The organism is Haloarcula salina (assembly GCF_049603855.1).
In the GTDB taxonomy this organism is placed as follows: Archaea; Halobacteriota; Halobacteria; order Halobacteriales; family Haloarculaceae; genus Haloarcula; species Haloarcula salina_A.
This window is the reverse complement of record NZ_CP187146.1, coordinates 208500-232017: the sequence shown is the minus strand read 5'-3', so window position 1 is coordinate 232017 and position 23518 is coordinate 208500. Positions and strand designations below refer to the sequence as shown.

The window sequence follows — 23518 nt, the reverse complement described above, 5'->3', positions numbered from 1 at the left end:
CAATATAGGGGATATTTACCTACTCCGAGGGGCGAGCGAGGCGCGTCCGCTTCTCCGGGAAATGAACGCTCTCGTGGTCGACACCGTAGAACTCACCGGATTCAGGGTCTACGACGCGACCGACCGTCAGCCAGTCGGTGACGCCGCTCTCCCCGCACGCGATACACTGACCGGCGATACGCGCCTCGATATTCGGGTAGTCGATGCCAACTTTCACGAACCCCTCGGCGAGGAAATCCGTCGTCTCACACCCGCAGAAGTCGCTTCGAGCCAGCAGCCACAGGTCCGAGACGTTCACTTCCCTGGAGTCGTTGACGGAGATCCACGCCCCGTCGTCGAGCTGGTGAACGTCGGTCGTCATTACATCTCATTAGATCGCCGAGACACCTGAGGGCGTCGGCGATCGCAAGATTCACCGGAGCCGAAGCGACACCGCTGCAGTCTTGCGGTGGATGCGTGACTCTCGCACGGACTGGCCTCCGTCGCCGGGCGTACTAGATAGCGGATGCTATTTCCGGTAGGCCGCAGTGCGGGTAGAGCTTACAGGAGAGAGGGCGTTTAAGATAGTGGCTCCATTATGGAGGAGTACGACAGCAGGACGATCCCGACGGGTCGTCGCTGCGAGAGAAACGATGACGGACGCACAACAGACCTACGACGAAGACGCTGATCGCGAAGAGCCGACCACGGACCACCTCGACGACGTCGAGGACGGGTGCGGCTGTACCGAGATCTGGGAGCACATGAGCGAAGAGCGCGAGAGCGCCGACGACTGAGTCCCGTACGGGATACTTTTGTGCGACGGCCCGTAAAGAGTGACTGATGCCAGAGGGGCCCGATGACCACGTACCGTCAACCGACCGCGAGTCGCCGGTCGGGAAGCCGGTCATCCGTGGCGATCCGACACTGACCGGACAGCGGCCGGAAGACGCCGTCGAGTTCGATCCCGACGATCCCGAGAGCCTCGAACTCGCCGCCGAGACCGTCCAGCGATTCTCCGAGAACACTGCGGGCGCAGACGACAACGTGTACATCCTCCGCGGCGCGGCCGCGTGTGCCGCTCTCGTTCGCGGCGAGGGGTCCTACAAGGCTGCCGCACAGCGCGCCGGTGGCGAGGCGTCGGTGTCGTTCATCCGCAAGTGGTCCCGGGTCCACGATCTGCCCCGGTCGATCCGTATCCACGTCGCGAAAGGCGAGATCGCGCCGACGGCGGCGAAACACATCGCCAGAGTCGCCGGCGAGGCCCGGCTCCTGCTGGCCTGGGCCGCCATCGATCACGACCTGACCGTCCGCCAGATCCGGTCCATCGCGAGCCGCGTCAACGACGGCGCGTCTGTCGACGCCGCGCTGGCGGGTGAAGGCTACACGCTCGGCGAGCTGACGACGCGGATCGACCGCGACGCCTACTGCCGACTCCGCCGACAGGCAGCCCTCGACGATGCGACCCCGGGCGAGATTCTCTCAGAAGCAGTCGAACAGTACTACGACGACGGACCGTAAGGTCTTAATCGCCACTCCCCCGAGCGAGTAGCGAGGGCCGGTAGCTCAGTTAGGCAGAGCGTCTGGCTTTTAACCAGATGGTCGGGGGTTCAACTCCCTCCCGGCCCGTGCAGTGAACCGATGAGCGTCGCGAATCGGTGAACGAACCGGGCAGGAAGAAGTTGAACCCTGGAAGGCACGCACAGCGAGTGGACGCGAGCGAGCATGTCTTGCTCTGGTTCAACTCCCTCCCGGCCTGCTTCTGTGACGAACGGACGTGAGCAGCGAAGCGGCTACGAGGAGTTGAATTACGCCACGAGCGATCGTACTGAGCGAAGTGGAGGTGGTTCAACTCCCTCCCTGCCCGTTACCCTGTGACCGACGGCGAGCAGTACCGACAGGACGGAGCCAAGCTTCGGGACCGGTTCATTTACCATCTGGACGGGCGACAGGAGTGGTATGAGCACGTTAGCAAGCGGACTGGACGACCCGTTCAAACCGCTCGGAGTAACAGTCGGCGTCCTGCTCGTCCTCGCGACGGTCGCTGTCCTCGCCGGCGCGCCGTGGGCAGTGCATCAGAGCATCGGACCCGTCGTCGTGCAGATACTGGGCGCGCTCGTGATGGGCGTCATCGGAGTTGGACTCGCGTACCTCAGTCTCACGACGGAGGCGTAGGCGACGGATCGGATTCGGTCGAAACGAGTCGAAAAATTGTCGTCGCGCGGTCGCTCGTTATCCGCGGTTCGGCAGGTACGCCATCGACAGCATCAGGACCGCCGCGATCCCGGAGAGGATCGAAACGCCCCAGAGACCGTTCGTGCGCTCCTTGAAGTAATCCTGCTGGCTGAGTTGGGCCTGGTACTCGCCGTAGTGCTGCGCCGAAACGATTTCGACCGTGTTGTGGTCGGGGAAGTGCGCGAAGAACTGCTGCTCGTTCAGCGTCACGTTCCCACCCTCCGAGAGTTCAACGGTACGGTCGCGGGGAGCGAACCACTCCAGCGTCGCGCCGCTCTCGGAGACGCTGACGATCGTGGTCTCCTGCGTGCCGCTGTCGGTCTGGTGGGGGTAGGTGTCGCCGGCCGAGAACGTCTGGGTCGTCGGTTCGGGGAGCCACTCTTCGAGCGGGACCTGCGTGTTGTTCGAGCGGTAGACGACGTACTGCGTACCGTTCTGCGTCGCGAGCGTGTTCTTGACCGCGGAGTCTTGCGCCAGGAGCGCCGAGACGTTGAGTTCCTCCTGGAGCGTCACCGCGCTCTCGTTGGCGTCGGTGAAGACGCGATAGCTCTCGTTTTGGTACGTGGTCGTCGTGTTGTGTTCGAGCGTCGCGGTGTATCTCGACGACTCGTTCGTCCACGACAAGTCGGCAGCCATGGACCCGCCGCCACCGCCACCGTGACCACCACCGCCGCCACCGGCGAGGTGAATGTTCGAGGCGGTGTAGGTCGTCCCGTCGACAGTGAACGTGCTCTCGTTGGTCAGTTCCGCGCTCGCATCGAGCGTCACGTGCGGCCGCTGGCTCTCCGCGACCCCAATGTACGCGTACGCGGCAACACTGATAACGAGGAAGAACGCGAAGTACGCCGCCGCGGCTCGTCGTTGCATATCAGGACGGTCAGACGGCGCGCGGTTTAATGATTACTTTTCGACCGCACGCTCGAGTGGGCGAGCGGCAGGGTACGAGCGATATTCCCCACCGCATCGGTACATACTGTGGGTCGGTGTGTGACACAGCTCTGTGCGTGTCGACGATCAGCGAACCTCATTTGCGTGAGACAGCACACTCGCTGGATCGGGCCCTGCGTGACCCTCGTCAGGACAGACGGACTGCGCGGTTCCACAGTACCGGGAGCAGTACGTCACGATGGGGTACCGTGACACACGAGGACACGCTGGAAGTAACGTTCAAACGGCCGTGACGCCACGTTCTAGTGTGACCCGAACCCTTCTCATCTACGACGGGCGCACTCGACTCTTTCGCGCCGCCGCCGAGGCGATCTCCCGCTTCACCGAGACGCTGACTCTCGTTCCCTGGGAATCCGACGCAGTGCAGGCGTTTCTCCGAGCGCAGTTCGGAGACCCACCGTTCGCTCTCGTTCTGATCGACGGCGACGCCGTCCACGTCGGTGAGGCGGCCGTCGGTCGCGCTCTCGACGACCTCGACGTGGCGAGGCCGGTCACGGACCTGGTAGAGCAGCTGTACCCGGCCGTCGCCGCCCCCTTCGGCCGCGTCGTCCACGGGAAAGCGCCCGCAGATATCCACGGGACGTTCAGACTGGACGACACGGCGAAGGCACACATCGAACCACTCCGGCGTGTACACACGATCCCCGTCGATAGCGAATGAGACGGACCTGAGATCGAATCGGCGGCGCTTCCGCTCGTCGGTTCGTTCGAAAGAAGCCAAGGGCCGGATTTGAACCGGCGGTGGGCGGCTCTGCAGGCCGCTGCGTTAGGCCGGACTCTGCCACCTTGGCGCACTCGTTGCTACTGGAGTCAGTCGCTTAAGGCTAGCGAATTCGCCCCGCAAGCACCGTAGCGTCGATCGGGAGACTGTCCTGTGACCGTCCGTGGAAATCTGGACAGCGATCCCTCTCCGCGTGCATAACGACAAACGGCCCACAGCACGCGCTGTGCTGTGGGCCGTGTAGGTATGAATGGTGGCGGCGAACCGGTTTTCCCAGAGGCTCGCGCACTCCAGTACTCGCCGGAACGCTGGCGGGCTTATCTTCCGTGTTCGGGATGGGTACGGGAGGCAACCCCGCCGCTATGGCCGCCTAACGCCGAGTCGCGGAATCGAACCGCGAGATTACCAGTCTCGGTTGGTCTCCACCGTGTGTTCGTGCGATCCAGATTGCGCCTGGACTCGTTCAGCGACGAGTAAATCGTCGGTGAATGAGTCACAGTGCGTATGAATGATGGCTTGGTCTGTTAGTGCTCGTGGGCTCAACGTCTCGTTACCTCGACGCGCACACCCCGAGTCTATCGACCCTGTCTTGTACAGGGGACCTCAGCGGTGTCTCTTTTCCAGGTGGGTTTCGAGCTTAGATGCGTTCAGCTCTTACCCCGTGTGGCGTGGCTACCCGGCACGTGCTCTCTCGAACAACCGGTACACCAGTGGCCACCAACCGTAGTTCCTCTCGTACTATACGGTCGTTCCCGTCAGACACCTTGACACACCCAGTAGATAGCAGCCGACCTGTCTCACGACGGTCTAAACCCAGCTCACGACCTCCTTTAATAGGCGAACAACCTCACCCTTGCCCGCTTCTGCACGGGCAGGATGGAGGGAACCGACATCGAGGTAGCAAGCCACTCGGTCGATATGTGCTCTTGCGAGTGACGACTCTGTTATCCCTAGGGTAGCTTTTCTGTCATCAATTGCCCGCATCAAGCAGGCTAATTGGTTCGCTAGACCACGCTTTCGCGTCAGCGTTCCTCGTTGGGAAGAACACTGTCAGGCTATCTTTTGCTCTTGCACTCGTCGCCGGGTCTCTGTCCCGGCTGAGATAGCCATAGGGCGCGCTCGATATCTTTTCGAGCGCGTACCGCCCCAGTCAAACTGCCCGGCTATCGGTGTCCTCCTCCCGGAGTGAGAGTCGCAGTCACCGACGGGTAGTATTTCACTGATGTCTGGGTGGCCCGCTAGCGCGGGTACCTCTGTAATGACTCCTACCTATGCTGCACATCGGCGACCACGTCTCAGCGACAGCCTGCAGTAAAGCTCCATAGGGTCTTCGCTTCCCCCTGGGTGTCTCCAGACTCCGCACTGGAATGTACAGTTCACCGGGCCCGACGTTGGGACAGTGAAGCTCTGGTTAATCCATTCATGCAAGCCGCTACTGATGCGGCAAGGTACTACGCTACCTTAAGAGGGTCATAGTTACCCCCGCCGTTGACGGGTCCTTCGTCCTCTTGTACGAGGTGTTCAGATACCCGCACTGGGCAGGATTCAGTGACCGTACGAGTCCTTGCGGATTTGCGGTCACCTATGTTGTTACTAGACAGTCCGAGCTTCCGAGTCACTGCGACCTGCTCCGTTCCGGAGCAGGCATCCCTTATTGCGAACGTACGGGACTAACTTGCCGAATTCCCTAACGTCGGTTGCTCCCGACAGGCCTTGGCTTTCGCCGCCATGGACACCTGTGTCGGTTCTCGGTACGGACACCACACTCCCTTTTCACGGGCCCCAGGTTGAATCACGTTTCCCTATCTCGCCGTTCGTCCGCTTCGTGCCATTACGGCTTCCACGGAGTTTGACGATTCGACCGGGCGAAGGCCCGGCGTGATCGACCCCAGGGCGTCGGTTTCACTGTGTGGTGGCACGGGAATATTAACCCGTTTCCCATTTTGTCTCAGTCGAGTTGCGGTGAGACTTAGGACCGGCTAACCCTCAGCTGATCAGCAGTGCTGAGGAACCCTTATCCATTAGGCCGTCGGGGTTCTCACCCGACTATCGCTGCTACTATGGCCAGGATTTTCGTCACTCATCGGTCCACAGGAATTCTCATCCCTGCTTCCATCCAATGAGAGCGCCAATCTACTCGATTGCCCTGTAACGGGCACGGACAGGTCTCGGTGGTGGATTTGAGTCCCGATCATTTTGGGCGCCTCAAACCTCGGCCGGTAAGCTGTTACGCTTTTCTTAGAGGGTAGCTGCTTCTAAGCTCACCTCCCGGCTGTCTAGGGCTCGAGACCACCTTCAGAGGATTACACTTAATCCACACTTGGGGACCTTAACCTATCTCTGGGTTGTTCCCCTCCTGGTACACAGGCTTACCCCGCGCACCGGAATCCCCGCGTCAAACGGCGTCTGTAAGTTTGGAGTTTGACAGGTGTGCCGACTCCTCTCGGAGGCGGTCACACCAATCGGTCGCTCTACCTCACAGACTACCTCGGCGGAGGTCATGCTTCGACATGTTTCGATTGGAACCAGCTGTTGCCGGACTCGATGGGCCTTTCACCCCTACACGTAGATCACGAGAGGGTATTGTAGGACACCAACTCTAACAGGCTTCCACGTGCCTTTCGGCACGCTTCACCTTGTCCACGCGTAGATCGTCCGGATTCGGGTCGTGTCCACATGGCTCCCCGCGCTTGAACACGGCGGCCCTCGGGCAAAGCCCTGCGGCCATGTCGGTTTCCCTGTGCCTCCCCGGATACTCCGGTTAGACTTGCCATATAGACACACTCCCTGGCTCGTTTTTCAAAACGTACGACGGAACATCGGCTTCCCGTGAGTCTTACTGGAGACTCGCGTCTCGGTCATTCGTCAGGGGACCTTGTATGCCCCGTCGCTCGATCGCCAGCTGAGTTCATGCTCTATTTCGCCTCCCTTCTGAGGGTACTTTGCAGCGTTCGTTCACACTACTTGTTCGCTATCGGTCTCAGGTCGTATTTAGCCTTCGCAGTCGATGCCTGCGACATTCGCGAGGGATATCCAACCCCCGCTACTCTGGAACTACCGCACAGCGTACTGGTCTCGAGTACGGGGTTGTCACCCTGTATCACGCTCTATTCCAAGAGACTTCGTCGAGACGGTCGGCTGATGAGAGGTAGCCCTGACACCACATTGCCCGTGAGGGCTTCGGTTTGGGCTGTATCGCGTTCACTCGCGGTTACTGACGACATCACATTGCGTTTTCTGTTCCGCCCGATACTGAGATGTTTCAGTTCTCGGGGTTCCTCATTGCGCGAAGCAATTGCAGAGGAGATTCTCATTCGGAAATCCACAGTTCTTAGCCTCCGTGCGGCTCCCTGTGGCTTATCGCAGCTTGGCACGTCCTTCATCAGCGCCTGAGCCGAGCAATCCACCAGCTGGCATAGTAGCCAACGTCATTGTGACTCGTTAAACTGAACGAGTCCAGTGGACGCCTGGATCGCACGTACACACGGTTTCATACACGCCCCCAAGGTGGGAGTGGTGGGCGTGTCGACCCTTCCCAGGCTCGGTTTGACCCGGCCTGGTGCATCTGTCGTCGTACCATATCCCATCGCCGTCCCACACTTAAGGGGCACGGTTCGGGACCGGCACGAGGTATGGACCCACTGGGATTTGAACCCAGGGCCTCCGCCTTGCAAAGGCGGCGCTCTCCCGCTGAGCTATGGGCCCGGCAGATCCGCACGTGTTAGCCCTGATAGTTCTTAGGTGCCCGGTCGACGGGTGTTCTCGAACACCGATGTAAGGTGGGTTGGGGCAGAGCCCCAATCCCGATCAGTAGGAGGTGATCCAGCCACAGATTCCTCTACGGCTACCTTGTTACGACTTAAGCCCCCTTGCGAAGCCCAGATTCGACCAGCGCATGCTGGCCTCATCCGGACCTCACTCGGGTGCTTTGACGGGCGGTGTGTGCAAGGAGCAGGGACGAATTCACCGCGCGCTTCTGACACGCGATTACTACCGAATCCAGCTTCATGCGGGCGAGTTTCAGCCCGCAATCCGAACTACGACTCCGTTTCGAGATTAGCTTCGCCTCTCGGCGTCGCATCCCTTTGTCAGAGCCATTGTAGCCCGCGTGTTGCCCGGTCCATTCGGGGCATACTGACCTACCGTTGCCCGTTCCTTCCTCCGCTTTAGCAGCGGCAGTCTCCGTAGTGTACCCAACTACCACGTGGGTATTGCTGGCAACTACGGATGCGGGTCTCGCTCGTTGCCTGACTTAACAGGACGCCTCACGGTACGAGCTGACGGCGGCCATGCACCTCCTCTCAGTAGCGTCGGGTAAAGTCGTCAACCTGACCGTCATTACTACTGTCGGGACCGGTGAGATGTCCGGCGTTGAGTCCAATTAAACCGCAGGCTCCTCCGGTTGTGGTGCTCCCCCGCCAATTCCTTTAAGTTTCATCCTTGCAGACGTACTTCCCAGGCGGCTCGCTTCTCGGCTTCCCTACGGCGCAGCGCAGGCTCGTAGCCTGCGGCACACCTAGCGAGCATCGTTTACAGCTAGGACTACCCGGGTATCTAATCCGGTTCGAGACCCTAGCTTTCGTCCCTCACCGTCGGGTCCGTCTTCTTGAGGTGCTTTCGCCATTGGTGGTCCGTCCAGGATTACAGGATTTCACTCCTACCCCGGACGTACCCCTCAAGTCTTCCGGCCCCAAGCCGGACAGTTTCCGCTGGACGCCGACCAGTTGAGCTGGTCGATTTCCCAACGGACTTGTCCGGCCGGCTACGGACGCTTTAGGCCCAATAATATCGGCCATCACTTGGACTGCCGGTATTACCGCGGCGGCTGGCACCGGTCTTGCCCAGTCCTTGTTCCTGCACCACCTTACGGTGCAGAAAAGCGAGGGCTATATGCCCTCGCACTCGGAGTCCCCCTATCGCACTGTCGTGCAGTGTAAAGGTTTCGCGCCTGCTGCGCCCCGTAGGGCCCGGTATCTTGTCTCAGATACCGTCTCCAGGCTCTTGCTCTCACAACCTGTACCGATTATCGGCATGGTGGGCCGTTACCCCACCATCTACCTAATCGGCCGCAGCCACATCCTACAGCGCCGGAACGTTTCCAGCTCTCGACACTCCAGTCTGAGAGTTGTATCCGCTATTAGCCTCAGTTTCCCGAGGTTATTGCGGTCTGTAGGGTAGTTTGGCCACGTGTTACTGAGCTATATGCCACGAGTATGAACTCGTGCGACTAGCATGGCTAAATCGGACTCCGATAGCAATGGCCTCCGGCAGGATCAACCGGAATGTCTCCCAGCTCGAGGCCGGGAGGGTTAGGCGGGATCACACCCGATGTGGGTGTGGTCGCTATCGAAGGGTGTTCGAGGACACCCATCGACCGGGTGTCACCGAACTATCAGGGCTAACATCAGATCCCATCTTGACGGCGGACCGCAGGGGTGGAATCCTCATTTCTTCGGACCTGTATGTTGTCTCGAAACCCTCATAAAGGCTTCGAGTTCCATCGGCGAACTCCCGTTCGCCTCGGTCCGTGGCGGCCGGGTTTCGATGTCCCGACCGAACGTCGTTCGCATTCAACCCGAGTGCCCTGTTCCACTTAAGGGCGTCGGATCGGGGTCACGTCGAAACCGCCCGACGTGAACCTCCTTTGCGTCCCATCCGAATGCCCTGTTCCACTTAAGGGCGTCGAATGGATTATCGTTCGGCAGGGGGCGTCGCCCCGCGCCGCCTTCGCATTACATTCCGATGGGAGTGCCATACTTAACCCCGTCGAAGGGAACCCGCTACGACAGGAGATTACACGGGAGTGAGTGCCCCACACGGGATGGATAACAGGGGCAACTGGTGGTCGAACTCTCCAGGATCGACCGTCGTATCTACGTCGTTTCGCGCGCACGCGTGCGTAATCAGCGAGAAAATTAGCTCTGACCGAAAGTCGGAACCGCGATTAGATCTCGTCGAGGTGCTCGACGCCCTGTTTCGAGACGTTCCCCTTCGTGATGTCACCGGGCATCCAGTCGGGTTTGTCGTCGGGTGCCTCCTCGATCCAGGCCCACGCCTCGTAGATGTGGACCTTGTGAGTCCCCTTTTCTCTGAGACGTATCTCCTGGGGGTCGGCCTCGTCCTCTCCATCCGCCGGGTCGAGGCGACGCGCTGCTTTCAGCGCGGCCTGCCGCGGAGTCCCGCCCGAGAAGACGCTCGATTCGTCACCGTCTTCGCGCAGTGCGAAGTTGCGCTTGTCACTGTCGGGTGCCATGATTGAACCGCTCCATGCCAATCCAGCACATGGCAGACCATAAATATACCCCCCAATTCGGCCGCCTTCGGGGGGTGCATTTATAAGTACCCACCGATTCGGCTCCGTGAGACCTGCCGTTCGGGCCGATATACGGCGAAGCGACCGCGACGAGAGCGTCACGCGCGCCCGCCCCGCCGCAGTCCCGCGACGGTCGGCACGGTAGACTTAAGTGTATCCTGCAGTGAAGTGCGGAGTAGGATACCGCGATGGTGCGAAAGAAGAAGCTCAGCCCGAGTGGCGCCAAAGATGAGGACGGCGAGTACCACAACGTACACATCAACCTTCACGAAGACGAGCTGGCCGTCGCCGGCATGGAGATCGGCGACGAGGTGTTCGTTCGCGTACGCGACAACAAGATTATCATCCAGAAGGCAGACCCCGAAGAGGTCGAACACGACTTCTAACGCACCATCGTCGGTGAGACAGCTGTATCGCCGGCCGGCGAACCCGAATCGGCCGACAGCGATGCTCCATCCGCGGCGTTCTGTTCGGTGACGATATCCAGCAATGAGACTCTACGACATCGCCAAACCGGTCCTGTTCTCACTCCCGGCGGAGACGGCGAACCGAAGCGTCCATCGGCTCCTGGAACTGGCCGACGGGACGCCCGTGGCCGACGCGATGGCCGCCCGATACACGGTCGACGACGACCGCCTGAACGTCGAGGCCTTCGGCCAGTCCTTCGACAACCCAGTCGGGGTCGCGGCCGGGTTCGACAAGAACGCCACCGTCCCGTCCGTGCTCGGGTCCCTGGGATTCGGCTTCGCCGAGGTCGGCGGCGTCACCGCCGAGCCACAGGCCGGGAACGCCAGACCGCGGATGTTCCGGCTCCGAGAAGACGAGGCGATCATCAACCGGATGGGGCTGAACAACGACGGGGCCGACGTGGTCGGCGAGCGACTGAAAAACACCGACGCACCGTTCCCGCTGGGCGTCAACATCGCGAAGTCGGAGCACGTCGGGACGGCTGAGGCTCCCGCGGACTACCGCTACACCTACGAGCGGGTCGCGGCCGGCGGCGACTTCTTCGTCGTCAACGTCTCCTGTCCGAACTCACAGGGGTTCGAAGAGCTACAGAACCGCGAGGCCATGGAGGCCATCCTCACCGAACTCCAGGACGCGGGCGCTGGACCGCTGCTCGTGAAGCTCTCGCCGGACCTCCCGGAACCGGCCGTCGAGGACACGCTGGACCTCGTCACCGAACTCGGTCTCGACGGCGTCGTCGCGACGAACACCTCGACGGAGCGGCCGGCCAGCCTGCGCTCGCCCAACGCGGTCGAACAGGGCGGGCTCTCGGGCAAGCCCATCGAGAACGCGGCCACGGAGATGGTCCGCTTCGTCGCCGAGCGCGTCGACGTGCCCGTCGTCGGCGTCGGCGGCGTCTCGACGCCCGAAGGGGCCTACCGAAAGATCCGTGCCGGCGCGTCGCTCGTCCAGCTGTACACCGGGCTGGTCTACCGCGGCCCGTCCATCGCCCGCGAGATAAACGAGGGACTGCTCGAACTGCTCGCAGAGGACGGCTTCGACAGCGTCGAAGACGCCGTCGGCGCGGACCTCTAGCCGGCGAATCCTGAAGTTCGGGGCCGCCGAACCCCAAGCATGGCACGCCCCCGCACCATCCACATCGCCTCCTGGGACGACCGCTTTCTGGCGTGGCTCGTCGACGTGCTCCTCGTCGGCGCAGTCCTCTCCGGGCTGGGGGAGGTCGCCGGCGTCTTCTCGCTCGTGACCGGCAGCCTCTCCGTGACGACGCCGTTCGCCGGACTCAACGGCCTCGCACTGTTCGCGTACTGGACGGTCCTCGAAGGCCGGCAGGGCCAGTCGGCCGGCAAGATGGTCATGGACATCGCCGTCAGAGACGAACGCGGCGACCCGATCGACTACGGAACCGCCGCCGTCGAGAGCTTCGGAAAGGCGTTCCTGCTCCCGCTCGACTGTCTCATCGGCTGGCTCGCCTACGAGGAGGAGGGGCTGCGACTGTTCAACAGGCTCTCCTCGACCATCGTCGTCGAAGTCGACGAGGACGATACGGCGAAGCCCGACGACGTGGAGTACGTGTATCCGAGCGAGAAGTGAGAACTCGCGAAAAACCGACTGCTCGCGCCGCTCGCAGTCGACGCTACGCCAGTCTGTCCAGCCGTAGTTCGAACGCCGCCACCGGCAGTTCCAGGTCGTGTTGCAACCACCTTTTTCGGCGTCGGGTACCCTCGCTCACTCCGTTCGCTGCGGTACCGCTCGCCGAAAAACGTGGGCGAAAAACCGACTGCTCGCGCCGCTCGCAGTCGGCGCTACGACAGTCCGTCCAGTCGCAGTTCGAACGCCGCCACCGGCAGTTCCAGGTCGTGTTCGACGAGCACCTTCGGGTGAATTTCGCCGACGACGCCGACCGATTCGCCGTCGAGGACGACCTCGGCCGCGCGGCCGTCGATGAACGACGGGTGGGTGGTCGGCGGCGTCGAGAGGTCCTTGTCGAAGGCGTCGGCGAGCGCCTGCAGGCGGGCCTTCGCGTCCTCGTAGGAGGCGTCCGTGCGGGCGAGCGCGCCGGCGACGGTCCGGTGTTCGGCGACGCCGGTGTTCTCAGACTCGTCGAGGCCGGCGGCGAGTCCGATCTCCGCGAGGTCCTGCGGGTAGCTCCGGTGGGTGTTGTTCTCTAGGACCATCATGATCGAGGGGAGCGCCCACGTCCGGAGGATGGTGTAGTCCTCGCTGTAGGGCTCCTGGATGGTGACCGGATCGGCCAGACCGACGGCGTCCCCGCCGCTCCCGTCACCGGCATCCGGCACCGGGAGATTCATCCGCTCGAAGTTCTCGGTCTCGTTGATCATGTGGAAGTTCAGCAGGTCCTCGAAGCCGAGTCCGACCAGCGCGTCGCGGGCGGCGTCCTCCAACCGAGAGCGGTCGTGGCGGCCCCCGACCGTCGACACGTCGGGGTAGACCGGTTCGAGGCTGTTGAACCCGAGCGCCCGGCCGATGTCGTCGATGAGGTCGAGCGGGTGGATGACGTCGACGCGGTACGGCGGGATCTCCACCTCGTAGGCCGCGTCGTCGCCCTCGGTCGGCGTGGCGTCGAGGCCCGCGCGCTCGGCGTAGTCGACGACCTCGCGCTCGTCCAGCGAGACGCCGAGGATGGACTCGATGCGGTCGTGCGTGACCGTCTTCGTGCGCACGGCGAAGTCGGGGCGCTCCAGCGTCCGGCCGGCGTACTCGCCGGGCGCGTCGTCGGCGTACTCGACTGCGACGCGCTCGACGCGGCCGCCGCGGGCCTCCAGCGCGTAGCAGACGATGGCGCACATCCGGTCGATGGTCCACTGGTCGGTCCCGGTCATCTCGATGAACAGGTCCCGGGAGTCCTCGCTGACCTCGGTCCGGCGGCCGTTGATGACCGGCGGGAACGAGAACAGGCCGATGGCGTCGTAGATCGCCGGGACGCGGTCGAAGTCGGCGACGAGGTCGCCGTAGGTCTGGCCGGTCTCGTGGGACGTGACGACCTCGCTGGGCGTCATCTCGGCGTCGGCGTCGAGCGGCACGAACGTCGCCTCGTCGGGGTCGGCGCTGGTGTAGGTGATGGACTTGCCCTCACCGTCGGTCGCGGCCGCCCCCTTGAGCATCGTCAGGTCGTGGACGCCGATGGCCCCCTTCGCGCGCTTGCGGCCCATCGTCGCGTGGAGTTTCTCCTGCAGTTGAATCAGGGACTCCAGGGCTTCCTCGCTCATGTCGAGGCCGCGGACGACGGCTCCGGTGACGTACGGGCGCTCCTCGGGCTGGTCCTCGACTTCGATGGTCCAGTCGGCGCTGTTCGTGCTCGGGATGTACACGCCGCGGTCGTCGCCGTAGTGGTAGCGCAACGAGCGGGCGACGCCCTCCACGGAGAGGCGGTCGAGGCGGTCCGGCGCGAACTCGAGTTGGAACTCGTCGTCCTCGGTCCGACCCTCGAACTCCAGTCCGAGGTCGAACAGGTCGGATTTCAGTTCCTCGTCGTCCTTCTCGTCGTGGCCGGTCAGGTAGCGAAGCTCCTCGGGGTCGACGTCGACGACTGGCATCAGTGCATCACCTCCGTCTCTCGCAGCAGTTCAAGGTCACACAGCGTCCCGTGCACGTCGCGGATGTCCTCGAAGCCGTACATGAGCATCAGGAGGCGCTCTAAGGACAGTCCCCACGCCATCACGTCGCAGTCGACGCCGAGCGGCGTGAGCACCTCGTCGCGGAAGATACCCGAGTTCCCGACTTCGACGATCTCGCCAGTCTCGGGATGGGTCCCGAACAGTTCGAAGCTCGGCTCGGTGTAGGGGTTGTAGTGAGGCTTGAACTCGATGTCGGTGATGCCGAACTGCTCGTAGAACTCCGTGAACGTCCCCATCAGGTCGCGAACGGAGAGGTCCTCGGCCATCACCCACCCCTCGATCTGGAAGAACTCCAGCAGGTGCGTCGGGTCGAGGGTGTCGTTGCGGTACACCTTCTCGACGCTGAAGTAGCGCTGTGGCGGTTCGAGGTCGCCGACCTGGTGGCCCGAGAGGTAGCGCATCGACAGCGACGTGGTGTGCCCCCGGAGGTCCATCCCGCGGGCCACGTCCTCGGTCCACGGCGAGTGATAGCCCTCGCCGTCGGGGCCGACGCCCTCCCTGTGAGCGGACCGGACCCGCTCGACGAGGTCGTCGGGCAGGTCGCGGATCTCGTCGGGTCGCTCCAGCGCGAACTGGTCCCAGTGAGTCCGAGCCGGGTGGTCCTGGGGCATGAACAGGCAGTCGTTGATCCAGAACTGTGCGTCGGCGTGGGGCCCCTCCATCTCCTGAAAGCCCATCCCGACGAGCGTGTCCTTCACGCGGTTGGCGGTCTGGCGGAGGATGTGCTCCTTGCCGTGGCGCACGTCCTCGGCGTCGGCCTCGACGTTGTACTCGGTAAACGCCACGTCCTCCCACTCGCCGCTGGTGAGCAGTTCGGGCGTCAACTGGTCGACGGTCTCGGCGGCCTCGACGCCCTCCATCAGGGCGGTGACGCCGTCGTCGGTCAGCCGCACGGAGCGGACGGTCTCCTCGCGCACGTCGACGAGGCCGCGCCGTTCCAGCTGGTCGAGGGCGTCCGCGTCGGCGTCGTCGACGCGCCCGTCGGCGACGGCCTCCAGCGCGAGCATCTCGGGGTCCGCGCCGGGGTCGGCGTCGGGGTTGGCCGTGATCTCGCCGCTGTCGATCTCGCCGTAGGCCTTGCGTGCGTAGTTCGACAGCGCGATGTCGACCGCGCCGCCTTCGAGGCCCGATGCGCCGATGACCTGCCCCATCTGGACGGGCCCCTCGTCCGCGCCGGCGTCGACCGCCGCCGCGTAGAGGTCCTGTTCGGGCAGGCTCTCGCGGACGTAGCGCTCGCCCTCCTCGGTCAGTTCGTAGTGCGAAACGGTCTCCTCGGCGACGGCGACGAGGCCGTCTGCTTCGAGTTCGAACGCGGCGCGCGTCGCCGCCTCCGGTTTGAGGTCGGCCTCCTCGGCCACCTCGTCGATTCGTCTGTCCTCCTGTGCGTCGGCGGCCTGCAGGACGGCCACCTGTGCCTGTGGTCGTTTCATACGAGGGTCTCGGTCGTTGTCGGAATAGCGCGGGTCGCTCAGTTAACGGTTCTCACTTCCCGCTCGCGGTTTCGTCCGACAGCGCCTCTCGACGCCGTCGGAGTCCACGCACGATCAGGCGGCGAAGAAGAAGCCGAACCCCGAGCGGACTGGTGGCTGGCGCGCGACGCCGGCACGGTGGGATTCGGGTGCCATGTCTCAGCGATTGTGACTGCCGACCAAAAGCGTTGCGCGTGTAGCCGTCTCAACAGAAACGAACGAAGCGCGACCGCCCGCTCAGTCCGCGCCCGAGCGCTTGCGGTCGGAGTCGAGGTCGATGTCCAGGTCGTCCAGTTTGTCGGCCCACTCCTCGCGTTTCTCCTGGTGGTCTTCGAGGAAGTCTTCTATCAGTTCGGCGGCCTGCTCCTTGCAGCCACCACAGAGGCGCTCGCCGCCGACGCACTCCTCGTAGACCTCCGTGGCGAACTCGTCGTCGTCGCCCGACAGCAGGTAGGCGTACAGCTCGTACACCGGGCACTCGTCGGCCTTCCCGCCCTTCTCGCGCTGTTCCTCGGCGGTCGTCCGGCCGCCGGTCGTCGCGGACTTCACCTTGTCGTAGCCCTCGGCGGGGTCGTCGAGCAGCGAGATGTGCGAAGCCGGAATCGAGGAGGACATCTTTCCGCCGGTGAGGCCGGTCATGAACCGGTGGTAAATCGACGACGGCGGGAGGAAGCCGTACCCGCCGGTGTCGAGTTCGACCTCGCGGGCCAGTTCCTCCGCCTCGGCGTGGTCCAGGTCGAACGTGTCGATGTGCTCGTCGTACACCCGCTTCTCGCCGTCGATGGCCTCGATCAGTGCCTCGAAGGCCCCGTCGGTGGCGTTGCGGTCGAGGAAGCGGATGCGCGGACGGAGCGGTTCCTTGCCGGCCTCGTCCAGTTTCGCGGTGACGGACACCAGCGCGTCGCCGGGGGCCTGTCTGTTCTCGCGGAGCCAGTCGGCCGCCTCGCCACAGCGGGGCCGGTCGGGCTCCTCGGCGTACTCTTCACGGGCGTCGTAGGCCTGTCGCAGGAGCGTCCGCTCGGCCGCGTCGGCCTCGAAGCTGGCGAACGCCTCGGTCACGCCGAAGTAGCGCATCCGCGCCGCGAGGTCCCGCGCGAGACGCATGTGCGGGTCCTGGTCCGGGCCGACGGGGATGACCGTCGGCTTGGGCTCGTCCAGTTGCGGGTAGAGGATGTCGGCCATCTGCGTGACGACCGACTGCATGTGCGAGACGTCCGTCTCGCCGTCGAAGTCGTAGATGGCCTGTAGCTCCGAGAAGTTCGCCTCGGCCCCGAGTTCGAACGCGAGGTCCTGCACCTCGCGGTTGTCGGACTGGCGATAGAGCGTGCCGTCCTCGGGGTCGAAGCCGAGCGCGAGCAGCGAGAGGACGTAGTTCGTCGCGTGCTCGTCGATCTCGTCCCACGTGAGCCCGCGGGCGCTGTGGGCCTCCAGGTCGGCGATGAGCGCGTAGGCGTCGCCGCCCTGCTGCTGGTGCCAGATGATCTCGTCGAAGACGAGCTTGTGGCCGATGTGGGGGTCGCCGGTCGGCATGAACCCCGACAGCGCCGCGAAGTCGTCGCCGGTGCGCATCGCGTCGGCGACCGGCCGGTAGTCGCGGTGGCCGAAGATGACGCCGCGGCGCATCAGGTAGTGGGGGTTCGGGACTTCCGGGAGCAGGTCGTCGAACTCCTCGATGCCGAACTGCTCGAACAGCTTGCGGTAGTCGGCGATGGTCGAGGAGCCCCACGGGTCGAGCGTGGCCTCGTCGGCCCCCTCGGCCTCGGTGCCGCCGTCGGCGCGCAGGGGCGAGTCGGACTCCCGCCACTGTGCGCCCGACTGGCGGCAGTCCTCGTCGGGCGATGCGTCGTCGTGGTGGGAGTCGTCCGTCGTCATGGGTACACCGGGCTCGCGGTGAGCCGCGTTACAGGGGTCTTGGTCCCGGTCGGCGCAAAAAGGGTTCGTTTCCGAGCGCCGTCCGGGGACCCGTTCAGGGCGTCAGCCGCTCGACGGCGATCCAGTCGATGTCGCCCGCCTCGTCGACGAGCGCGAACGCCATCCGCTTTCGAACGCCGTGGGCCAGCCGAACGTCCAGCGCGAGGTCGCGGGGCGCGAAGGCGTGGTCGGCCGGCAGGACGCGCACGAGCAGTTCCGAGTGGCCGAGGTCGTCGGCGCTCGTCACGTCGGCGTAGGTCCGGAAATCGGCCCCGAACTTGAAGCCGGTCTTGGGTGCGACACCGCGGTCCCGGAGCGTCGCGTACACCGCGAGCCGGCGGTCGAAGCGCTCGCCTTCGACCGCGCGACCACGCTCGACGACGCGCTCGGCCCCGCCGTCGACCGACAGCAGGCCCTCCCGGGCGAGGTAGGCGGCCTCCACGAGCGAGAGCTGGACCGCGCCGTCGTCGTCGAGGCGCTGGCCGTAGAACGCAGACTCGTACAGGGCCGCCGGCGGGTCCCAGCACAGCACCCGCTCGGCGAGCAGGTCGCCCTCGGTGGCCGGGATGACGGCATCGCTGGTCCCGCCGATGTCGGGCCGGTCGGTCTCGAGGTACGTCACCTCGCTCTCCTCGTCGACGACGGCGAGGACGCACTCGCCGAGGGCCCCGGCGTCGACGGTGTCGCGCTCGCCGACGACACGGACGCGGTAGGCGACAGCGCCGTCCCACGGGCCCTTCCCGCGCGGGTAGACGACGAAGTCCGCGCCCGTCGGGTCGTCGACCCAGCCCTCGCGGGCCGGCGAGAGGTAGAAGCCGCGGTCCCGCAGGTCCTTGTAGACGAGGAAGGCGACCTCGGAGACGGCCGCGGAGGTGAGGAAGGCGCGGAAGTCCATCCCGTCGATCCGCTCGATGTCGCCGCGGGAGAGCAGGTGTGCGGCCTCCACGGGGGCCAGGTCGAGGTCGCCGTTGCGAGCCCGGCCGTACCCGCGCGAATCGTAGAATCGCTCGCGGGCCTCCCCGCCGGCCCGGACGACGTCGCCGTCGAGCGTCAGTTCCATGTCCGGACGTGGCTCCCGCGGAGACAAAGCCCCTGCGGGTCGGCCCGCGGGCCGCGGTCACTCCGACGCCGCGCAGGTGCTGTCCAGACACCGGCGACCGCCGGCCGTCTCGAACAGCGGCAGGCCGCACGCGCACTCGCCGACGACGACGCCGGCGGGCATCGCGAATCCAGTGTCGCAGTCCGGGTAGCGCTCACAGCCGGCGAGCAGGCCGCCCCGCCGGAGGATCAGCAGGTCGCCGTCGCAGTGCGGACAGCCCCACTCCCGGTCGAAGGCGTCGGCGACGGCGTCGTCCATCGACTCGCAGGCCCGATCCAGACAGCACTCGAAGGGCCGGCCGCGTTCCACCCGAAACGTGGGCAGCCTGCAGTCCGAACAGCGACCGGCGGTGACCTCGGCATCGGTCGGGATCCCGTAGGACGCGTCGCAGGCGGTACAGTCGACGGTGCTTCGGGCACGCACCAGCGTACCGGGACAGTCGGGGCAGTCTGCCACCGGGACACCCGCGCTCGACGTGGGATAGCGGGCGCTCCCGTGTTCGTCGTGGGCGACCACGCGGAGCAGTTCGTCGCCGTCGCGGGCCGTCACCGTGCCGTCGTCGACGACGACACTCTCGGCGCGCGTGAGCCACGCGACCGGCTGGTACCCCTCAGCGTCGTGGACGAGCACGGTGTTGTCGGGCTTGAGTATCACGAGTACGTTCCCGCGCTGCTCGCGCTCGCGGGAGCCCTCGAAGACAGTCGTACACTCGCCGGCCATCACGCGGAGTCCATCGTGCATGGAGCGGCCTGGTCCCGCGCTGGTATTTGAAGGTACCCACGGACGTGAGCCACGGGAATCGGGATCCACAGCTTCCCGACAGGTGATACCGGACACCACGGGAATGGCCATCACAGTCCGTGAGCACGTTACAGACGCGTTCGGGCCTGAATTCAGCCGCCAATTATCGTAGCTAAGAATGCGGCGACAACCCTTAAGGGAGCGATTAGACGAGCGTTGATATGAATATTCAGGGCAAACTAATAGTCTTACTTCTAACAATTTCGCTGGTGCCGTTGGCCGGCGTCGGACTGCTCTCGGTCAACAGCATGGGAGAGCTGAACCAGAACGCGCAGGTCCAGAGCGGCGAGTACCTGCGCGGATCGATGACCGACCAGTTGAACAACAGCGTCGAGGCGCGACAGGAGGGGATCCAGAACCAGGTCAACCAGCGCGAGGTCGACGTGCGCTCGCTCGCGGACTCCTCGACGATGGAGAACTACCTGTCCGCAAGAGACGGCGAGATGGAACTGGTGCAGCAATCGAGTCAGCGCCAACTGGGCTATACGTCGCTCCAGATGCGCTCCGGCATCGACAACGCGATGCAGATGGTTCTGGAGAAAGAGTACGACGGGCGAGAGTGGGAAGATCTCTCTCCCGCGGAGCAGCGACAGGTCGAGTCCGAGGTCGAGGCGATGATCAGCGGCACGGCGGGCGACCGGACGCGCACTGACGGCACCATGTACGACTCGTTCCAGCCCGGCTACATGGGCGACACCGGGTACGCGTACATCACCGACAGCGACTCCAACGTCGTCGTCCACCACAGCCTCGACGACGGCCACAACCTCGTCGAGGACAGCGGCGGGACGCTGGTCGTCTTCGAGGACATCGAGTCCGAGGTCGAGTCCAATCAGACGATCCGCGACGGCGAGAAGTGGGGCATCGCCGAGTACGAGTGGGAGGACACGACCCAGGAGGGCAACCCCGAGATGACGAAATTCATCGCCTACACCTACTACGAGCCCTTCGACTGGGTCATCGCACCGAGCGTCTACTACTACGAACTTCAGCAGACCGCCGTCGAAGACGCCGAGAGCGAGATGGAAGACTCCTTCCAGCGGTACCTCCTGACGCGGACGGTCACCGTCGGAGACGAGGAGCACCTGGCGTACGAGCACATCACGTTTGCGGGACCGGATGGCAACGAGATCCTGCACGCCGACCGGTCGGGGCGGGACGTGACCACCGGCGCGGACAGTTCGGTGTCCTACGCCGACGAGAGCTGGTTCACCATGGCCGAGTCCGGGACCCGGGGAGAGGCCTACTTCGACGAAATCGAGACGAGCGACGGGCACGAGCAGCTGTACGTCTCGACGCCGGTGTACGACAGCAGGGGAGCCTTCCGGGGCGTCGTCGCCGCGCAGTTCAACTACTCGATCGTCACCCAGACCACGAACCGCGTCACGGTCGGCGAGACCGGCTACCTCTACATCCTGAACGACGAGGGCGAGATCGTCAGCCACCCGGATCAGCAGATGATCGACCAGCGGACGAACGTCGCCGACGGTGAGTACGGTGCGGAACTCGGGACGATCGCCCAGAGCCAGATGCTCGCCGGCGAGTCGGGGATGACGACGCACACGAAGGCCGTCGAGGGCGAGGACAACGAGACGCGCTACGTCGGCTTCGCCCCGCTCCAGTTCGGTGACAGGCAGTTCACGCTCGTCGCGACGGTCCCCGAAGAGGACATCAACGAACCGATTGCCGCGCTCGGGGCGGCGCTACAGTCCACGGCCGCGTCGGCGCGGAACCTCGTCATCGCCCTGTCCGGCCTCGCGGCCGTCGCGGTCGCGGTGACCGGCTACGCCGCCGCCAGGTACTTCTCGAAGCCGATCGTGCAGGTCCGCGACCGCGCGATGGCGCTGTCGCAGGGCCGCTTCGACGAGACGGACGACATCTCGACCGGCGACGACGAGATCGGCGAGATGGTGGACGCCTTCGAGGACATGCAGACGAACCTGAACCGACAGGTCGAGCAGATCGAGTCCGTGAGCGACGCGCTCGGTGAGGGGCACCTCGACGAGGAGGTCGAAACTGACCTGCCCGGAAAGTTCGGTGAGATCATGGAGGGGCTCGAAGACGGGATGACCCAGCTCGGTGCGAGCTTCGACGAGATCAGTCGGGCGAGCCAGAACGTCCGTTCCGGGGAGCTCGAACAGGACCTCGACACCGACCTCCCCGGCGACTACGGGACCGTCATGCGTGAACTCGACTCCGGGCTCACGCAGCTCTCGGAGAGCTTCGACCAGCTCGAGGCCGTGAGTGCGGACCTGCGCGAGGGCCATCTGGACCAGGAGCTCGACACCGACCTCCCCGGCGCATACGGCGAGGTCCTCGAAAACATCGACGAGGGCCTCGACGCGGTCGACGAGAGCATCGCCAGAGTCCAGTCGATCGCCCAGGACGTGAGCGAGGCGAGCCAGGAGGTCGCCGCGAGCACGTCCGAGATCGAGAAAGCGAGCCAGGAGGTCGCCGAGTCGGTCCAGGAGATCTCCAGTGGGGCCGACACCCAGTCCGGGAACCTCCAGGAGGTCGTCAGCGAGATGAACGACATGTCCGCGACCATCGAGGAGATCGCCTCGTCGTCGGTCGACGTGGCCGGAACGGCCCAGGAAGCGGCCGAACGAGCCCAGGAAGGCAGCGAACGGGCCGCCGAAGCGTCGGCGGAGATTCGAGAGATCGAAGACGGCGCCGACGAGGCGGTCGATCAGGTCGCCGCGCTGGAGTCGGAGATGGACGAGATCAGCGAGATCGTCTCGATGATCACCGACATCGCCGAGCAGACGAACATGCTCGCGCTCAACGCCTCCATCGAGGCCGCTCGCGCGGGCGAAGCGGGCGAAGGGTTCGCCGTCGTCGCCGACGAGATCAAGTCGCTCGCGACGGAAGCCGGCCAGGCGACCGAGGAAGTCGAGTCGCTCATCAGCGAGATCCAGTCGTCGACCGGCGAGACCGTCGAGGACATCGAGGAGATGCGCGACCAGGTCGAGGAGGGCGTCAGGACCACCGAGGGCGCAATCGAGATGTTCGAGGAGATCGAAGAAGTCGTCGACGATGCCGAGAGCGGCGTCACGGAGATCAGCGACGCCACGGACGAGCAGGCCGCCACCACCGAGGAGGTCGTGGCGATGGTCGACGAGGTCAGCAGCGTCAGCGAGGAGACCGCGGCGGAGGCGAGCAACGTCTCGGCCGCCTCCGAGGAGCAGTCCAGTTCGCTCACCAGCGTCTCCGAGAACGTCCGGTCGGTCGCCGGCCTCGCAGACGACCTGGAGGAACTGGTCGACGAGTTCGAGGTCAGCGACGACACGAGCGGGCGGGAGTCGCTGGACGCGGACACCGACGGACCGGTCACCGGCGACGACTGAGCGGCCACGTCCCATCGCGGCGGACCCGCCGCTCGCCGGCGGGAATGGCACAGCCGAACAAAACGCGACGCCGCTTTGCAGCAGTACGCGACGCGGATTTTCAGCCGACTGCGATACGACGCGAGGAGCCGGGGCGCTGAACGGGGCCGGCTCCGTCCGCAGGGATCAGGCGTCGACGGCGAATCCTTCGTCTTCGAGCGCCGCACGGAGCCGCGCCCCGTGGTCGCCCTGCAGTTCGATGCGGCCGTCGCTGACAGTGCCGCCGACCGCGAGGCGGCGCTTGAGCGTCGAGGCGAGGGCCTCGAGGTCCGTCGATGCGTCCTCGAACCCCGAGACGACGGTCACCGGCTTGTCGTACCGGCGAGACTCGACGCGGATCGAGACGCGCTGCTGTGCCCGAGCGAGGTCGTCCCCGACGCCGATGTCGTCCGGGAGTCCCGTGATGTCGCTGAAGTCGTTGCTCACTACGGTTCACAGTAGGGCAGCCGTTGGCTTACCGATGTTCTCGGCGCACGCCGAACGTATCAGAACAAGCTCCCGCTCTGACCGCCACCCGAGACGCGAGTTCCAGAAGTCGCAACAGCCAAAGCCG

Annotated in this window: 17 protein-coding genes, 3 tRNA genes and 3 rRNA genes; 9 read left to right on the top strand and 14 right to left on the bottom strand. The window is 64.6% G+C overall.

The genetic code is table 11. The annotated features are described in order from the left end of the window. Window positions 1-19: 19 nt before the first annotated feature. On the bottom strand, window positions 20-361 hold the full coding sequence (locus tag ACOZ4I_RS01215) for a hypothetical protein (protein WP_424002212.1): 342 nt from the start codon (window positions 359-361) through the stop codon (window positions 20-22). 271 nt (window positions 362-632) lie between these two features. Between ACOZ4I_RS01215 and ACOZ4I_RS01210 the strand changes: the two genes are divergently transcribed. The 4 genes from ACOZ4I_RS01210 to ACOZ4I_RS01195 all read left to right on the top strand — a co-directional run bounded on the left by ACOZ4I_RS01210 (window position 633) and on the right by ACOZ4I_RS01195 (window position 2154). Continuing rightward, the gene (locus tag ACOZ4I_RS01210) at window positions 633-776 is read left to right on the top strand and encodes a hypothetical protein (protein WP_174242934.1); all 144 of its coding nucleotides are present in this window, start codon (window positions 633-635) and stop codon (window positions 774-776) included. A gap of 46 nt (window positions 777-822) precedes the next feature. After that, the gene (locus ACOZ4I_RS01205) at window positions 823-1500 is read left to right on the top strand and encodes a DUF7119 family protein (RefSeq protein WP_424002210.1); all 678 of its coding nucleotides are present in this window, start codon (window positions 823-825) and stop codon (window positions 1498-1500) included. 34 nt (window positions 1501-1534) lie between these two features. Beyond that, window positions 1535-1608 (top strand) — tRNA-Lys (locus ACOZ4I_RS01200). Window positions 1609-1938: 330 nt separating this feature from the next. Further along, entirely contained in the window at window positions 1939-2154 is a 216-nt protein-coding gene (locus ACOZ4I_RS01195) for a hypothetical protein (RefSeq protein WP_424002208.1), read from the top strand. Window positions 2155-2211: 57 nt separating this feature from the next. On the opposite strand, the gene ACOZ4I_RS01190 is transcribed toward ACOZ4I_RS01195, so the two are convergent. Next, window positions 2212-3081, bottom strand: a complete 870-nt coding sequence (locus ACOZ4I_RS01190) for a hypothetical protein (protein ID WP_424002206.1) — start codon at window positions 3079-3081, stop codon at window positions 2212-2214. A gap of 328 nt (window positions 3082-3409) precedes the next feature. On the opposite strand from ACOZ4I_RS01190, the gene ACOZ4I_RS01185 reads away from it, so the two are divergent. Then, on the top strand, window positions 3410-3823 hold the full coding sequence (locus tag ACOZ4I_RS01185) for a hypothetical protein (protein WP_424002204.1): 414 nt from the start codon (window positions 3410-3412) through the stop codon (window positions 3821-3823). 54 nt (window positions 3824-3877) lie between these two features. Here the strand turns inward: ACOZ4I_RS01185 and ACOZ4I_RS01180 are convergent. The 6 genes from ACOZ4I_RS01180 to ACOZ4I_RS01155 form a co-directional block, all read right to left on the bottom strand. Next, window positions 3878-3953 (bottom strand) — tRNA-Cys (locus tag ACOZ4I_RS01180). 181 nt (window positions 3954-4134) lie between these two features. Further along, a 5S ribosomal RNA gene (gene rrf / locus ACOZ4I_RS01175) occupies window positions 4135-4257 on the bottom strand. 132 nt (window positions 4258-4389) lie between these two features. Continuing rightward, window positions 4390-7314 (bottom strand): 23S ribosomal RNA (locus ACOZ4I_RS01170). 202 nt (window positions 7315-7516) lie between these two features. After that, window positions 7517-7588, bottom strand: a tRNA-Ala gene (locus ACOZ4I_RS01165). A 107-nt stretch (window positions 7589-7695) separates the two neighbouring features. Then, a 16S ribosomal RNA gene (locus ACOZ4I_RS01160) occupies window positions 7696-9167 on the bottom strand. The 16S, 23S and 5S rRNA genes sit together here with 2 tRNA genes alongside, the layout of an rRNA operon. A 660-nt stretch (window positions 9168-9827) precedes the next feature. Beyond that, window positions 9828-10136, bottom strand: a complete 309-nt coding sequence (locus ACOZ4I_RS01155; protein ID WP_424002202.1) for a non-histone chromosomal MC1 family protein — start codon at window positions 10134-10136, stop codon at window positions 9828-9830. A 248-nt stretch (window positions 10137-10384) separates the two neighbouring features. Here ACOZ4I_RS01155 and ACOZ4I_RS01150 point away from each other — a divergent pair, with 248 nt between their 5' ends. The 3 genes from ACOZ4I_RS01150 (at window position 10385) to ACOZ4I_RS01140 (ending at window position 12254) form a co-directional block, all read left to right on the top strand. Beyond that, window positions 10385-10582, top strand: a complete 198-nt coding sequence (locus ACOZ4I_RS01150) for a hypothetical protein (RefSeq protein ID WP_162413780.1) — start codon at window positions 10385-10387, stop codon at window positions 10580-10582. A gap of 103 nt (window positions 10583-10685) precedes the next feature. After that, window positions 10686-11738 carry a quinone-dependent dihydroorotate dehydrogenase gene (locus ACOZ4I_RS01145; RefSeq protein WP_424002200.1) on the top strand — a complete coding sequence of 351 codons (1053 nt, stop codon included), beginning with the start codon at window positions 10686-10688 and terminating at the stop codon, window positions 11736-11738. 39 nt (window positions 11739-11777) lie between these two features. Further along, window positions 11778-12254, top strand: a complete 477-nt coding sequence (locus ACOZ4I_RS01140; RefSeq protein WP_424002198.1) for an RDD family protein — start codon at window positions 11778-11780, stop codon at window positions 12252-12254. A 212-nt stretch (window positions 12255-12466) separates the two neighbouring features. Here ACOZ4I_RS01140 and pheT read toward each other — a convergent pair whose 3' ends face one another. From pheT to ACOZ4I_RS01115, 5 genes are all read right to left on the bottom strand, one after another. Further along, complete coding sequence (pheT, locus tag ACOZ4I_RS01135; RefSeq protein WP_424002196.1) at window positions 12467-14218, bottom strand: phenylalanine--tRNA ligase subunit beta; 1752 nt, start codon at window positions 14216-14218, stop codon at window positions 12467-12469. Further along, window positions 14218-15729: a phenylalanine--tRNA ligase subunit alpha gene (locus ACOZ4I_RS01130; RefSeq protein ID WP_424002194.1), complete on the bottom strand. Its 1512-nt coding sequence runs from the start codon at window positions 15727-15729 to the stop codon at window positions 14218-14220. Before ACOZ4I_RS01130 ends, pheT begins: the two co-directional genes overlap by 1 nt. A 276-nt stretch (window positions 15730-16005) precedes the next feature. Further along, on the bottom strand, window positions 16006-17640 hold the full coding sequence (locus tag ACOZ4I_RS01125) for a tryptophan--tRNA ligase (RefSeq protein ID WP_424002192.1): 1635 nt from the start codon (window positions 17638-17640) through the stop codon (window positions 16006-16008). A 94-nt stretch (window positions 17641-17734) separates the two neighbouring features. Continuing rightward, a complete protein-coding gene (gene endA, locus ACOZ4I_RS01120) occupies window positions 17735-18739 on the bottom strand; it encodes a tRNA-intron lyase (RefSeq protein ID WP_424002190.1) in 1005 nt (334 codons plus the stop codon). A gap of 57 nt (window positions 18740-18796) precedes the next feature. Beyond that, window positions 18797-19519, bottom strand: a complete 723-nt coding sequence (locus tag ACOZ4I_RS01115) for a DUF91 domain-containing protein (protein WP_424002188.1) — start codon at window positions 19517-19519, stop codon at window positions 18797-18799. Window positions 19520-19740: 221 nt separating this feature from the next. On the opposite strand from ACOZ4I_RS01115, the gene ACOZ4I_RS01110 reads away from it, so the two are divergent. Further along, window positions 19741-22926 carry a methyl-accepting chemotaxis protein gene (locus ACOZ4I_RS01110; RefSeq protein ID WP_424002186.1) on the top strand — a complete coding sequence of 1062 codons (3186 nt, stop codon included), beginning with the start codon at window positions 19741-19743 and terminating at the stop codon, window positions 22924-22926. Between the two features lie 165 nt (window positions 22927-23091). Here ACOZ4I_RS01110 and yciH read toward each other — a convergent pair whose 3' ends face one another. Continuing rightward, window positions 23092-23391, bottom strand: a complete 300-nt coding sequence (yciH, locus tag ACOZ4I_RS01105) for a stress response translation initiation inhibitor YciH (RefSeq protein WP_424002184.1) — start codon at window positions 23389-23391, stop codon at window positions 23092-23094. Between the last annotated feature and the right edge of the window lie 127 nt (window positions 23392-23518).